Here is a 14,081-nt window from a genome sequence, read left to right as displayed (position 1 = left end):
GCGCCAGAGGTCTTTCGATGAAAAGATTCGTCTCGGTGGCCGCGATGGCCGGTGCGCTTGCAGTGGCGTCGGCATCGTTCGTGCTGACGACCGGTGCCGCTCCGCCGCCGGCCATGCTTCCCGCGACCGCACCGGATGCGATCGTGGGTGCCGTGGCAGGGCCCAAGGGGCCGGAAGCGGGGATATGGGTGATCGCGGAGACACGCGATCTGCCGACCCGCTTCATAAAGATCGTGGTGACCGACGATCAGGGCCGGTTCGTGCTGCCGGAGCTGCCGAAGGCGCGGTATCGCGTCTGGGCCCGGGGCTATGGGCTGGCGGATACCGACCGACAGCCCGCATCGCCCGGCGCACGCGTGACGCTGCGGGCCCACGCTGCCGCCGACGCGGCGGATGCCGCGAAGGCCTATCCCGCGAATTACTGGTACGCGATGCTGAAACCACCGCTCGCGTCGGCATTCGGAGGCGAGGCGGGACGCCGGCAGAGCTTCATCGCGACGGCCAAATTCTGCCTGGTCTGCCATCAGATCGGCAACGAGGTGATGCGCGATCCCGCCGACAACAGCCTCGAAGGCTGGCATCAGCGCATCCGACAGGCGCGCGACAAGGATGATCCCGCGATGGGCGACCTCGCGCAGGGCTACGCCAATGCGATGCAGGTCACGATGGCATCGCTCGGGCCGGCGGGGCCGCGCATGTACGCCGACTGGACCGCGCGGATCGGCAAGGGGGCGTTGCCCGCCGATCTGCCGCGGCGACCGGCCGGGATCGAGCGCAACGTCGTCATCTCGATCTGGGACTGGGGCGGTCCGACCTTCAACCATGATCTGATCGCAACCGATCCACGCCACCCCGATCTCAATGCCGGAGGACCCGTGTTCGGGGTCGAGCCGCATATCGGCCGGCTGACCATGGTCGATCCGAACACCAGCGAAGCGCGGCTGCTCGATATTCCCGACGGCCGGCGGCACCCGATGCTGGTGACGCTCGATCGCCGCGGGCGGGTCTGGTTCCCCAGCTATGGGCCGCAATTCCTCAAGGAGCATGTGGCCGACACGCCGCCGCCCAAGGCGGAATGTGGGACGGAATGGATCGACCCGGCCGGGAAAAATTTCATCGTCGCGCCGCGCGTCGAATATCTGCGGATGTACGATCCCGCCCGGAACCGCTTTACCTCGGTGCCGATGTGCCTCGACCAGCGGGCCAAGGCGGCGCCGGACACGCGCAAGGTGCTGTTCTTCACCAGCGACACGGTGATCAGCTGGATCGATCCGGACATATGGGATCGCACCGGCGATGCCAGCCGGGCGACGGGCTGGTGCCCGGTCGTGCTGCCGACCGCGGGGCGTCGTCGTCCTGTGACCGATCTCGATCCGGGGCAGTGGACCCTGCTCGGCGAGGCGTCCGATCCGAAGCGCGACACGCGGATCGCGGGACATTTCGTCTTCCGCGCGCGTCCGCATCCGACCGACGGCAGCATCTGGTTCACAGCGACTCGCGACTTCCCGGGCGGTATCGTCCGGCTCGTTCCCGGGGACCGGCCGCCCTATAGCTGCCGCAGCGAATATTATGAGCCGCCGCGCAAGCCGGACGGCAGCTTTGCCGGCTATTCGCCGATGAATGTCGATTTCGACAGCCAGGGGCGCGTGTGGGTCGCGCTGATCAGTGGCGGCGTAGCGCAGTTCGACCGATCAAAATGCCGGACGCGCTCGGGGCCCCGCGCGACCGGGCAGCAATGTGCCGGAGCCTGGAGCTTCCGCCGGCTTCCCGGCCCCCGCCTTTCCGGTAGCGAGGAGACGGCGGACTTCAACTATGGCCTCGTCGTCGACCATGCCGACGTCAGTGGGCTCGGCCGCGACAGCGTGATCGTCAGCGGCGGCAATTCGGACTCGCTCGTGGCGCTTTCCAGGAAAGCGCCGGCGCCGGTCGTGATGCGCGTTCCCTATCCGCGCGGCTTCTATGCCCGCGAGATCAGCGCGCGGCGCGATCGGCCCGGCGCCGGCTGGAAAGGCGGCGGCCTCTGGGCAAGCTACAACAGCATCACGGTCTGGCACGGCGAAGACGCCGACAGCGGCAACCCCGGCCTCGTCAAGTTCCAGATCAGGCCCAGCCCGCTCGCGAGATGACGAGCTTTTCCGCCTACACTCCCGCCTCGAGGATCGGTTTCGACATGGACCTTTCACGTCACGTCCCGAAGATCATTGCCTGTATTCTTCTCGCCGCGGCGGGCCCTGCCTGTGCCTCCGGCGACGCGAAGCTGGGGCAGGCGCAGTTCGCCCGCTGCACGTCGTGCCACGGCATTTCCGCATCGTCCCCGCCCAAGATCGGTCCCAGGCTGGACGGCATCTATGGCCGTGCAGCGGCATCGGCAGACCCCGCCTATGACTATTCCGAGGTTCTGCGGCTGGCGAAGATCCGCTGGGATGATACGTCGCTTGATCGGTTCCTGGCAGCGCCGCGCAGCTTCCTGCCGGGCAACAAGATGACCTTCACCGGCGTGGCCGACGCGGGCGTGCGATCCAACATCATCGCCTATCTCAAGACCCGTGAGCAGGAGCGCTGACCATGGCGACGGTACGCGAGGTCATCGAGCGCGGGCGGTCCGCGAAGCTGAAGGGCGATCGCCGGATCGCGATCATCGGCGCCGGCATCGGCGGGATCGCCATGGCCTATGCGCTGGAGCAGGCCGGCATCTCCGACTTCACCATCTATGAGAAGGCGTCGTCGGTCGGCGGGACGTGGCGGGAGAATGTCTATCCAGGCGTCGCCTGCGACATTCCATCCTATGCCTATTCCTTCACCTTCGCGCTGAATCCCGAGTGGAGCCAGTCCTTCGCGCCGGGGGAGGAGATCCGGCAATATCTGGAGAACACCTGCCGGCAACTGGATCTCAACTGGCGGATCAAGTTCGGCAAGGAAGTGGTCTCGGCGCGCTATCGCGATGACGGCTGGCATCTGGAGATGGCCGACGGCGACAGCACCGTGGTCGACGCGGTGATCGCCTGCACCGGCTTCCTGCACGTCGCCAACGAGGTCCGCCTGCCCGGAATCGAGCGGTTTGAAGGCGACGTGCTGCACAGCGCCAAATGGCGGCACGATGCGGACCTGCGCGGCAAAAGGGTCGCGCTGGTCGGTTCGGGCTCGACCGCCGCCCAGATCATCCCGGCGATCGTGGACCAGGTCGGCGGCCTGACGATATTCCAGCGGACCGCGCAATGGGTCTATCCCATCACGCGGGAGCGGCATTCGGACGAGCAGAAGCGCCTGCTGCGCGGCGACGCCGGGCAGCTCTACGCGATATATGACCGTATCATCGCCGAGAGCCAGCGCGATCTGGGGGCGCTCTCGGCCGGCGATCCCGAGATTACGCGGCGCTACTTCGAGGAGTGCAGCAACAATCTGGCGCAGGTCGAGGATGCCGGTCTGCGGGCGAAGCTGACCCCCGACTACACGATGATGTGCAAGCGGCTCGTCATGACCGAGGGTTTCTATGAGGCTGTCCAGCGGCCCCATTGCAACGTCGTCACCAGCCCGATCGAGCGGATCGAACCCCAAGCCGTCCGCACCGCCGACGGCGCGGAGCATGCCGCCGATGCCATCATCCTGGCGACGGGGTTCAAGACCAAGGAATATTTCCGCTCGATCAATCCGGTCGGCATCGACGGGATCACCCTCGACGATGCCTGGGCCGGAGGCGTCTCGTCCTTCGCAACGGTTTCCTTCGCGGGTTTTCCCAACCTCTTCGCGATCGGCGGTCCCTTCTCGGCGCTCGGCAATCAGTCCTACGTGACCGGTGCCGAGCTGCAGACCGGATACATCATCCGCCTGCTTAAGATGCTCGAGGACAGCGGCGCGCGAGCACTGGCACCGCGGCCGGAGGCGGAGCAGCGGTTCAAGGCGGACAATGCCGCCGCTGCACAGGGCACCGTCTGGCTTTCCGGCTGCAGGAGCTGGTTCCTGGACGAGAACAACAACTTCCAATTCTGGACCCGCAGCCCCGATGCCTATGTCGAAATGATGGATGAAGGGCCCCGACAGGCCGATTTCCAACTGTTTTTCTGAGGCGATTGCATCGGCGACCGGCAGGTCGGCGAGGACGGAGACCGTAATGACCGAATTGTTCGACTATCGTGATGGGGACGTAGCGTGCCGAGGCAGGATCGCGCTGCCGCAGGGACAAGACAGGCGCCCCGCGATCGCGGTCTTCGCCGACCTTAGCGGGGTGGGGGAGCAGACGATCGGGCGCGCCGAGCGCCTGGCAGCCGAGTTCGGCTACATCGCCCTTGCCGCCGATCTCTACGGCGAGGGCCGATCGGTCCGGTCGATCGACGAAGGCGTGCCGCTGGTGCAGTCATGGCTTGCCGAGCCGGACCGTATCGTCCGCCGCGCTGGCGCGGCGCTCGACGCACTGGCGCGCCATCCATGCTGCGACGGCCGGCTGGCGGCGATCGGCTTCTGCTTCGGCGGCGCCGTGGTCCTCGAACTCGCGCGTGCCAATTACCCCGGCTGTCGGGCCGGGGTCAGCTTCCACGGCAATCTGGCGACCGTCCGTCCGGCCCGGGCGACGATCGAGGCCTCGCTGCTGGTCTGTCACGGCGCCGAGGACCCGTTCGTTGGGCAGGCCGAATTGATGGCCTTCCTCGACGAGATGGCGGCCTGCGGAGCCGACTGCCAGACGATCGCCTACACAGGGGCGGCGCACAGCTTCACCAACCCCGCGATCGACGCCCTCGGGATGGCGGGTGCCTTCTACCATGGTCGCACCGACGAGCGATCCTGGCGGGCGATGGCCACGCACCTCCACGAAGCCTTCGGAAACTGATCCGGCAGGGAGGGAAGGCATGCGGCTGGTGACTTATGAACGGGGCGGGGTCGAACGCATCGGTGCGCTGCTCGATGGCGATCGCATCGTCGATCTCGCAGGCGCGGCCGGCGAGGCGCCCGATTATTTCGGATCGATGCAGGCGCTGATCGAGGCCGGGGAGCCGGCCTTGCGCCATGCCCGCGCGATCGTCGAGGCCGCTCCCGTGGGCGCCGTGGTCGACCTGCGCGACGCGACGCTGCTGGCGCCGCTGCCGCGTCCCGTCAAAATGCGGGACTGCCAGCTTTTCCTGGAGCATCTCCAGGCGGTCGGCGAGATGATGATGCGGCAGAAGGCGGGCGCGGCCGGGCTCGGGGTCGACGGCAGCTATCACCTGGCACCGATCGTAAGCGAACGGATCATCTATTATAATTGCGACACGACTGCCGTGTGTGGCACCGGCCAGGAGGCCGTCTGGCCGGGCGAGACCGACTGGATGGATTTCGAGCTGGAATGGGCCTGCATCGTAGGAAAGGGCGGCCGGAACATATCGCTCGCGCAGGCCCGCGAACATATCTTCGGCTATACGATCTTCAACGACCTGTCCGCGCGGGATGTCCAGCTTGCGGTGATGGCCGGACAGATCGGGCCTGGCGCGGGCAAGGATTTCGACAACAGCAATCCGATCGGCCCCTGCATCGTCACCGCGGATGCTATTCCCGATCCCTATGCCCTCACCATGACCGCCTCGGTTAACGGCGAGCAATGGTCGCACGGCAGCACGGCGTCGATGCACCACAGCTTCGAGGATGCCATCGTGATGCTCAGCCGCGATCGGCGCCTTCATGCCGGCGAAATCATCGCGTCGGGCACGGTGTTGTCCGGCTGCGGCTTCGAGCTGCAACGCCGCCTTTCGCCCGGCGACGTGGTGGAGCTGCACGTCGAGGAGATCGGCACGCTGACGACGACTGTTCGCCAAGCCGAACGGCGGACGTGAAGGCGCTAAGGCCATGCGCCAGGAGATCGACCTCCACGGTGTCCATATCGTCCTCCTCAGTTCGATCACCGAGGTGCGCGCGTGCGATCGGGATGCCGTCGTCGTCTCGGGATCGCATGGAGGGGCCAGCGTCGTCGACTATGCGCTGCGCTATCCGCTGCGCGGGGTCTTCTTCAACGATGCGGGCGTGGGCAAGGACCTGGCCGGCATCGTCTCGCTCGCCGAGCTCGAACGGCACGGGCTGGCGGCGGGGGCGGTCGCCCACATATCGGCTCGCATCGGGGATGCCGAGGACGGCTTCCTGTGCGGCTGGCTGTCCCACCTGAACGGGCCGGCCCGCGCCTCGGGCCTGCGCGAGAAGGATTTGCTGCGTGATGCCATTCCGCGCTGCTTTGGAAGGACCGGGTGACCGGCGAAAGGGAACCGATGCACATCATCGACAGTCCGATGACCGGACTCATGCAGGATCATCCGTTGCAGGTCAGCGCGTTGCTCCGCTACGCCGCGACCGCCCATCCCGGGCGCGAGATCGTCTCGCGCCAGGTGGATGGATCGATCTTCCGCTACGACAATCGCGGGCTCGCCCGGCGGGCGGCCCAGGCCGCGAACATGCTGCGATCGCTCGGCATCGTCCCCGGCGACGTGGTGAGCTCGCTGGCCTGGAACACGCATCGCCACCTCGAGCTGTTCTACGCCGTGCCCGGCATCGGCGCGGTGCTGCACACGGCCAACCCCCGGCTGAGCGACGACCATGTCGCCTATACGATCGACCATGCCGGCAGCCGCGTCCTGCTGATCGACGAGAGTTTCGTCGATCTCGCGGTGCGGCTCCTGCCGCGCCTGGGCAAGATCGAGACGGTCATCCTGCTCGGCGATGGCACCGCCGACGCCGTCGGCGCGCGGAGCTATGAGGCGTTGCTGCGCGACCAGCCGGACGTCGTCGACTGGCCGTGGCTGACCGAGCGGTCCGGCGCCTTCCTGTGCTACACGTCGGGAACGACGGGCGATCCCAAGGGCGTGCTCTACAGCCATCGCTCGATCGTGCTCCATGCCTATGCCGCCGGCCTGTCGGGCGCGCTGGGCTTCTCGGCCTTCGATTGTGTGATGCCGTGCCAGTCGATGTACCACGCCACCGCATGGGGCCTGCCCTTCGCCGCCGCGATCAACGGCTGCAAGATCGTCCTGCCGTGCGACCGGATGGACGGCGCCAGCCTGCAGGCGCTGATCCAGGCCGAAGGCGTGACCTTCTCGGGCGGCGTGCCGACGATCTGGACTATGTACCTCGAACATCTGCGGCGATCGGGGCAGGGTGTCGGATCGCTCCGACGGATCGTGATCGGCGGTTCGGCCGTGCCCCGGGCGATGGCGACGACCTTCCGGAGCCATGGTGTCGAGGTGCGTCAGCTCTGGGGCATGACCGAGACCAGCCCGGTGGGCGTGATCGCCTCCGCCACGCCGGCGATCGAAGCCCATGGCGCCGACGCCCGCGACGAGATCATCTGGACCAGGCAGGGGCGGCTCCAGTTCGGCATCGAACTGCGCATCGTCGACGAGGAGGAGCGCGAGCTTCCGCACGATGGCCGCGGCGCCGGCGCGCTGCACGTCCGCGGCCCCTGGACGGTGGAGCGCTATTTCCGGAGCGAGGCGAGCGCCGTCGACGCCGACGGCTGGTTCGACACCGGCGATGTCGCGACGATCGATGCCGACGGCTTCATGCGGATCACCGATCGCAGCAAGGACGTGATCAAGTCCGGCGGCGAGTGGGTCAGCTCGATCGACCTGGAAAATGCCGCGATGGCCTGTCCCGGCGTTAAGATTGCCGCTGTCATCGGAGCGTTTCACCCCAAATGGGAGGAGCGGCCGGTAATGATCGTGGAGCTCCATGCCCGGGATAGCGTTACCGAAGAAGCGATCCGCGGACACCTGGCCGGAGCCGTTGTCAAATGGTGGATGCCCGACAGGATCATATTCGACACGGTTCCCCTCACGGCGACCGGCAAAATTTCAAAGAGGGAGCTGCGCGAGCGCTATGCGAATTGTTTGTCGGATTGACCCTGCAATTGCGTGGAAGATGGCGCCCCGTTGGGGGCGTCGGGCAGCTTCACATCAGGCCACCCGCACCAGATCGAAATTAGTTACGTTTTAAACATCTCTAGCAGCGCCCAGATGGTCTCGCGCCCTGATCGTCAAAATAAGAAGGCTTCGGGAGAGCCGTCACCTGGAGCTAGTTAGTCAGCTTACCCTGAGCGGAAACCGCTCTAAATCTGACTTGAAATCTGCCGCAACAGAGAAGCTGCATATGGACTGCTGTCGGCTTCTGGTCCTTGGTGTGCCCATGGAAACGGAAGACGATAGCGAACTACTGCGACGCCTGTTTGCGCTCATGACGATGAAGCTCGAAGATGCGGCTACCGAGGCGGTCGATGGGCAGGGCGCACAACGACCGCCATCAGCTCAAATTGCACGAGCGACGCGTGTGGCCGTGCTAAGTAGTGAGATCCACATCCTTGCCGAGGCGGTCATGGCGATAGGGAAGCTCGAAGACGAGGGGCAGGACTAGTCGAGAAGCCGACCGGCGGGTACATCGAACGGTACCGCCAATTTCTCGACAATCTTTACCGTCGGGTTTCGCGCCCCGCGTTCGATATCGCTGACATAGGTACGGTGGATGCCGGCTTCGTCGGCATAGGCTTCCTGGCTCCAGCCCTTCGCCTCGCGAAGGCGGCGCACATTCTGTCCCAGGCGCTTGCATATATCCACGCCCGGACAAAGACACTCGCGTCGACGATCGATCTACAGACGATCAGTGACAAATCGGTTGACTGGCACACCCTTCCGAGCATTGGTCATGTCACTCATCGGCGATAGGGCATGCCCGTCGTCGCTGCGGGGGACATGGGTGACGAGGCGTCACCTGAGCAAGGGGGACCGTCATATGACCGGATCGAAACCACCGTCGCGATGCGATATTCGAGGGGGCGTTGTCGCCGAGGCGGTAGGACGCCCATGACCTTCATCCTTTTGGACGAGAGCAGACCAGGTCAGGTCATCGACCGTCAGCCGCAGGGTACCGCAACCCAGGAGCATCCCTTGCGGGATTTGATCTTCGAGCATCCCGAACTGCTGCCGGTCCGCGAGCTGGAACCCGAGATCGGTCGCGTCGTCGCGGTCACCCGCGAGCTGCATTTGCCCGGGGCCGGCTTCGTCGACGTCTTCCTGATCAGCGAGCATGGTCGGCTGATCCTCGTGGAATGTAAGCTATGGCGCAATCCACAAGCGCGGCGCGAGGTGGTGGGACAGATCCTCGACTATGCCCGCGAACTGGCGCGCTACTCCTATGACGATCTCCAGCGGGTGGTGTCGTCGCGCCTGGAGCGGCCCGGCAATGCCCTCTACGAACTGGCCAAGGCAGCAGGCTCGTCCTTGAGCGAAGCGGACTTCGTTGACCGGGTCTCGCGCGATCTACGCCATGGCCGCTTCCTGCTGCTCATCGCCGGCGACGGTATCACCGAAGGCACCCAACGCATCGGAGAGTATCTCCAGGCGCAGGCGGGCCTCGCCTTCGACTTCGGCCTCGTCGAGATGGCCGAATATCGCTTCGTCGATCCTGTGACCGGCAGCGAGCGTCGGATCATGCAGCCGAGGCTTCTGGCCAGGACGGCAGTCATCGAGCGCCATGTCATTCGCCAGGAGGTGCCGGGCGTGGTCATCGAGCCGGTCGAGCAGGCCGCGCCCACGCCATCCGGCACGACAGCCTCGGCGCCCTCGGAGAGCTTTGCGGCCTGGCGCGGCTTCGTCGACCGGTTCGTGGCCCAGGTCCGTTTCGATGATCCCGGACAGCTGCCACCGCGCTCGGGCGGCAATGGCTGGATCCGGGTGCCGCTTCCCGATGGTCTCTACGTCAATCTCTATCGCAGTGCCTCCGAGCAGAAGATCGGCGCCCAGGTCCGCTTCGCAGGATCCGAGGGTATTGCCCGCTGGTCCGAGCTCTTGGCCGAGCGCGAAGCGATTGACGCGGAGTTCATGGCAACCATCGGTGAGGCGCCCACCTGGGCCGATGGTGATGTCCCGGTCTTGAAGATCACCCGTTCCTCGCCATTGCCATGGAATGACGCGGCAACCGAGGAAGAGCAGCGCCGCTGGTTTGCCGCCACGGCCAACCAGTTCGTCAATAGCCTGCGGCCGCGGCTGCTGGGCAGCGGCGCTGCATGACGATTGGATGGTATAATGGTTGGAGCCCTGAGGAGCGGCTGGCCACGCTGCCGATCCAGCGCGAGGCGGTGAAGTCAGGCCAGCTCCAGCGCCCGACGCATTGCTCGATCTGCGGTTGCATGGGCAATCGCGACCGGCGGGCCGACGACGCCGTCTGGTTCCATGATGAGCGTTATGACCGGCCGCTCGAACCCTATCCCGTTTGCCGGCGTTGTCATCGGCTACTCCATCAACGGTTCGAGCAGCCACAACCTTGGCTCGATCTCATCGCGCAGCACGGCCAAGGCGGCCCCTGGTTCGAGCTGTTGTCGCTCGATCCCAGGTGCCAGTTCCGGCCTTTTGCGGAAAGCTATCCGCAGGGCCTGCCCTTCCCTTTGGATGGCCTCCCTCAATAGCCGCGCTGAATGCGCGACTTGCGAATGATCGGATCGTTCCGACGTCCATCCGGCCCATAGGTCGCTCGGACCCAACTGGGTCTGTCAAAGACGAACTCCAGGAATTGGGTGAGTGCATCGACCTGGTCGTCGTGCCGGCCTTCCGGAAAAGCCATCAGTTCATGGCGCAAATCGGCAAGCCAAGGGGCTGAGACTGGCAGATGATATTTCCCGCTCGCCAGCCGTGCCGTGCATCCCGCTAGACGCTCGAATTTCGAGCCCTTGGGCGTGGGGCAGAGGATCAGCCCCGGCAATTCCGCACGCTTCATCTCTGCCCATAGCGCATGCCCGATCGATACCCCTTCGATGATCAGAGCATCGGCTCTCCATTGGCGGTGCCAAGCGATGACCAGCTCGCGCAATGCCGGGAAGTTCACCTTCACGCGGAAGAGGTCGAGGAGATACCAATTGCCCTCTCGATACCCCCAGGTCATCCCGACCGAATAATCAGAATTGGCGCCGTCGGTGATCGCCGGATCCACACTTTGCACCACCTTGTGATAATAGGTGCGGTTCCGGACCTTCTCATATTGGCCGAACCAGTCGAGGTTGATGAGACAGCTCTCGGAAACCGTCGGATTCTGTTGATATTGCGCAGCAAAGTAGCGGGGGCCGAACTCCAGCAATTTCTCGTCCAGCACCCAACGGGGCATATGCTCGGGGTGGAGCAGATCGCCTTTCCTGCGCGTCCATATCCTGCCGCGGCCCAAGGGGATGATCTCGTCCTGCTCCGCGATCGCCGGCAGGTTGATGTGGTCCCAGCGGACACCGAGGCCCTTTACATGGCCGACAATGTCATTCTCATGCAGCCGCTGGCCGACCAGGACGATCCGGGCCGAGGCCGGATCGTTGAAACGGGACAACAGGCTGTTCTTGTAGAAACGGATCGCGGCCTCGCGTCCTGCAGCCGTCAGCGCCTCATCGGCTTTCAACAGGTCGTCGATAATGAGAAAGTGCGTGCCGAACCCGGTGACCACACCCCCCGTCGAGATCGCTCGGACCTCGCCGCCGGCCGTCGTCTCGAAATGATGGCGCCTGTTCTTGCCCGGCTTGATCTTCGCATTGGGAAAGATCGCCTGGTAGCGCCGATCTCGCATGATGGTGCGCACCTTGTCGAGGTTCGCCGCGGAGAGCTCCAGGCCATAGCTTACCAGCATGAACTTGAGTGTCGGATCATGACCCAGGGCAAAGGCCACCAATGACGCCGTCAACTCCGATTTGCCCATGCGGGGCGGCATGGTGTTGATCAGCCTGCTCGTCTCGCCGCGCAGCAGGCGCTCATAGCGGAAGCAGATTGCTTCGATATAGGGCGCCGGCTTGAGGGTAAAGCCGTTCAGAATCTCGAAGAACAGCAGGTGGGCGTGATAGAGCGAGCGGCGGCACGACTCCTGGAGCAAGGCCGCTGCAAGGACGGGGCTAAGATTATTCATGGTCAGTCCTCCCACTCGTCGCAATCGTCATCGTCATCATAATCGTCCTCGGCATCGTCGATGCCGTCCTGCAGCTCTGCGCCCTCGGCCGCCTCGGCTTTCGCTTCGGCGACATCGGATTCGACGAACTGGGGTTTGCCGATGACCATGGGCGTCAGTCCCTGGCTTTCGAGCAGGCTGGCCAGGATTTGTTGCTCAGCGGGGCTAAGCTGGGCTGCCACATCGGTGGCTGCCGCGGCGATGGGCGGGGAAGGCATCAACCGGCGGCTCTCGTCGAGCGTGCGGTCGATCGCCTTCATGTCGCCCTTGCCCACCTTCTCGCGCAGCTTGTTCAGCGCGAGCTGGACGGTGTCCATCATCTCCTCGCCGGTCGGCGTCCTGATCGGCACCTTTTCCTCGAAGAAGGCGAGCGCCCTGGTGTCGTAATTGCGCGAGCCTTTCGGGCGGCCCTTGGGATTGCCGGACTGGCCTTTCTTCCAGCGCGTGTGGAGGGGCGGCTTGTTCTTGCCGACGGCATAATCCTTCGACGCCGGTTCGGACATGGCGGCGGGGACGGGATCGGGTGGGATCGGAGCAGCCGCCTGCGGCGGTTCTGCAGTTACAGCCCTTTGCCGCGGCGGCGGTATGACGATGACCGGCGGGCGGGCATCGTTTGCGGCAGACGGCGCGGCGGGTTGCTGGGGCGAAGTGATACGGCGAAAACCCATAGCGAAAATCCTTGGAATGGTGGCGTGTCAGATGGCGCGAGGGCGCGGCGGTGGCAGGATGATGCGGGGAGCGGCTGGTTCAGCCGGTGTCGCGAGACGCTGTCGCTCGACCTCGGCGAAGCCAAGGCCGCTGCCTTCGAGCACGGCTTCACGGCCGGTCTGCTCCTGGTATCGCCGAATAGCGACGTCGACATAAGCGGGGTCCAGCTCGATGCCATAGGCGATGCGCCGGACCCGCTCGGCGGCGAGGATCGTCGTACCCGAGCCCATGAACGCATCGGTGACGATCTCGCCGGGGATGCTCACATCGCAAATGGCATCGGCCACCATCGCCACCGGCTTGACGGTCGGATGAGCAGCGAGATCATCCATGCGCGTGCGCCCGAAGCTATTGGGACTGGGGTAATCCCAGACATTGCAGCGATGTCTTCCGTGCCTCCCTAATTCCACACAATTTCGATGTTGAGCTTTACCTTTCTTAAATATTCCTATAATTTCATATTTAGATCTATAAAGACTTCCCATTCCACCGTTTGACTTGTTCCAAATACATTGATTGAGCTGGGACAGTCCGATATTGCGCGTTGCCGACAGGAGCTCCCATTGATGCTTCCAGTCCATGCAGATCTGGAGGATGGCGCCATCTTTTAGATGCGCCGTGGCGGCTCTCAGAAATTGCTCGAGAAAATGTATGAAGCCCTGGGTGTCGAGCTCCCCGCTGGCCATCTGGAAATTGTCATGCCTGACCTTCCCCAGACCTGATACGTGCCCCGGAATGGGGACATTATACGGCGGATCGCTGAACATCATTGCAGCGATGGCGCCGGCCATCAGGCGGTACCAGGAGGCCGCTTCGAGCGAGGATCCGCACAACAGGCGGTGCGGTCCCAGCAGCCAGACATCGCCAAGCCGGGAAATCGGCATCTTCCTTTCCGGCACGATATCGGCGGGGTCGGGCTTATCCGTCGCCATCCCGGCAACCTCGACGCGCAACGCATCGACCTCTCCGATGGTGAAACCCAGATTTTCGACGGACAAATGCGGCTGCTCGAGCAGAATCTGGTCGATATTGGCGAACAACTGCTCTTTGTCCCAACCGGCCCGCGCCTGGATCTTGTTGACCGCGATGCTGAACGCAGTGCCCAGCGCCCCGGTCAGATGCTTCACACGGAAGACGGGGTGCTTCTGGAAACCCAATCGTTTGGCCGCCTGGATGCGGGCAACACCATCGAGGATATATCCCTCGTCGTTCACGATGGCGGGAACCAGGACCTCATAGGCTTCGATGGCGCCCTCGATCATCGCATCGGTCCGAGCATCACGCTTGCGGGCATAGGTCTGTGGGATCTTGAGCTGGTCGATCTCCGCCCAGTGGAGGTCTCCCAGCATCTCGCGTGCCGAATTATCACGATAGGGCGCCGGTACGGCCGGGGCCTGTTTCCTGCGGTTCTTCGTACTCATCACTCACGTTCCTTCATTCGGTCCGTGAGAGCAGAGGCA

At 64.5% G+C, this 14,081-nt stretch carries 14 protein-coding genes; 10 read left to right on the top strand and 4 right to left on the bottom strand.

The window, feature by feature from the left end:
- The first annotated feature begins 17 nt into the window (after positions 1 to 17).
- The 8 genes from HRJ34_RS17345 to HRJ34_RS17310 all read left to right on the top strand — a co-directional run bounded on the left by HRJ34_RS17345 (position 18) and on the right by HRJ34_RS17310 (position 8,358).
- On the top strand, positions 18 to 2,126 hold the full coding sequence (locus tag HRJ34_RS17345; protein WP_208631951.1) for a carboxypeptidase-like regulatory domain-containing protein: 2,109 nt from the start codon (positions 18 to 20) through the stop codon (positions 2,124 to 2,126).
- The gene (locus tag HRJ34_RS17340; RefSeq protein ID WP_053000340.1) at positions 2,123 to 2,563 is read left to right on the top strand and encodes a c-type cytochrome; all 441 of its coding nucleotides are present in this window, start codon (positions 2,123 to 2,125) and stop codon (positions 2,561 to 2,563) included. Before HRJ34_RS17345 ends, HRJ34_RS17340 begins: the two co-directional genes overlap by 4 nt.
- 2 nt (positions 2,564 to 2,565) lie before the next feature.
- Positions 2,566 to 4,062 (top strand): flavin-containing monooxygenase, encoded by a 1,497-nt coding sequence (locus HRJ34_RS17335; protein WP_208631950.1) that lies wholly within the window; start codon positions 2,566 to 2,568, stop codon positions 4,060 to 4,062.
- A 46-nt stretch (positions 4,063 to 4,108) separates the two neighbouring features.
- A complete protein-coding gene (locus HRJ34_RS17330) occupies positions 4,109 to 4,822 on the top strand; it encodes a dienelactone hydrolase family protein (RefSeq protein ID WP_208631949.1) in 714 nt (237 codons plus the stop codon).
- A 19-nt stretch (positions 4,823 to 4,841) separates the two neighbouring features.
- On the top strand, positions 4,842 to 5,798 hold the full coding sequence (locus HRJ34_RS17325; RefSeq protein ID WP_208631948.1) for a fumarylacetoacetate hydrolase family protein: 957 nt from the start codon (positions 4,842 to 4,844) through the stop codon (positions 5,796 to 5,798).
- A 13-nt stretch (positions 5,799 to 5,811) separates the two neighbouring features.
- Entirely contained in the window at positions 5,812 to 6,207 is a 396-nt protein-coding gene (locus tag HRJ34_RS17320; protein WP_047169178.1) for a hypothetical protein, read from the top strand.
- Positions 6,208 to 6,245: 38 nt separating this feature from the next.
- Positions 6,246 to 7,850: a long-chain fatty acid--CoA ligase gene (locus HRJ34_RS17315; protein ID WP_226948834.1), complete on the top strand. Its 1,605-nt coding sequence runs from the start codon at positions 6,246 to 6,248 to the stop codon at positions 7,848 to 7,850.
- 283 nt (positions 7,851 to 8,133) lie between these two features.
- Positions 8,134 to 8,358 (top strand): hypothetical protein, encoded by a 225-nt coding sequence (locus HRJ34_RS17310; protein WP_208631947.1) that lies wholly within the window; start codon positions 8,134 to 8,136, stop codon positions 8,356 to 8,358.
- Here HRJ34_RS17310 and HRJ34_RS17305 read toward each other — a convergent pair.
- The gene (locus HRJ34_RS17305) at positions 8,355 to 8,528 is read right to left on the bottom strand and encodes a helix-turn-helix domain-containing protein (RefSeq protein WP_226948833.1); all 174 of its coding nucleotides are present in this window, start codon (positions 8,526 to 8,528) and stop codon (positions 8,355 to 8,357) included. The genes HRJ34_RS17310 and HRJ34_RS17305 overlap by 4 nt on opposite strands.
- A gap of 276 nt (positions 8,529 to 8,804) precedes the next feature.
- Between HRJ34_RS17305 and HRJ34_RS17300 the strand changes: the two genes are divergently transcribed.
- Positions 8,805 to 10,010 carry a PDDEXK family nuclease gene (locus HRJ34_RS17300; RefSeq protein ID WP_208631945.1) on the top strand — a complete coding sequence of 402 codons (1,206 nt, stop codon included), beginning with the start codon at positions 8,805 to 8,807 and terminating at the stop codon, positions 10,008 to 10,010.
- Positions 10,007 to 10,405: a hypothetical protein gene (locus HRJ34_RS17295; RefSeq protein WP_208631944.1), complete on the top strand. Its 399-nt coding sequence runs from the start codon at positions 10,007 to 10,009 to the stop codon at positions 10,403 to 10,405. The genes HRJ34_RS17300 and HRJ34_RS17295 overlap by 4 nt, the downstream gene beginning before the upstream one ends.
- Here the strand turns inward: HRJ34_RS17295 and terL are convergent.
- The 3 genes from terL to HRJ34_RS17280 are packed head-to-tail and all read right to left on the bottom strand — an operon-like array spanning position 10,399 to position 14,042.
- Positions 10,399 to 11,874: a phage terminase large subunit gene (gene terL, locus HRJ34_RS17290; protein WP_208631943.1), complete on the bottom strand. Its 1,476-nt coding sequence runs from the start codon at positions 11,872 to 11,874 to the stop codon at positions 10,399 to 10,401. The genes HRJ34_RS17295 and terL overlap by 7 nt on opposite strands.
- Before the next feature lie 2 nt (positions 11,875 to 11,876).
- Positions 11,877 to 12,581, bottom strand: coding sequence for a DUF5681 domain-containing protein (locus HRJ34_RS17285; RefSeq protein ID WP_208631942.1), 705 nt, complete (start codon positions 12,579 to 12,581; stop codon positions 11,877 to 11,879).
- 27 nt (positions 12,582 to 12,608) lie between these two features.
- A complete protein-coding gene (locus HRJ34_RS17280; RefSeq protein ID WP_208631941.1) occupies positions 12,609 to 14,042 on the bottom strand; it encodes a DNA modification methylase in 1,434 nt (477 codons plus the stop codon).
- Positions 14,043 to 14,081: the final 39 nt, after the last annotated feature.

Origin of the sequence: Rhizorhabdus wittichii (genome assembly GCF_017607425.1) — a bacterium.
In the GTDB taxonomy this organism is placed as follows: Bacteria; Pseudomonadota; Alphaproteobacteria; order Sphingomonadales; family Sphingomonadaceae; genus Rhizorhabdus; species Rhizorhabdus wittichii.
Note: the sequence above shows the minus strand (reverse complement) of the source record. Positions and strands in the feature narration are given on the sequence as shown.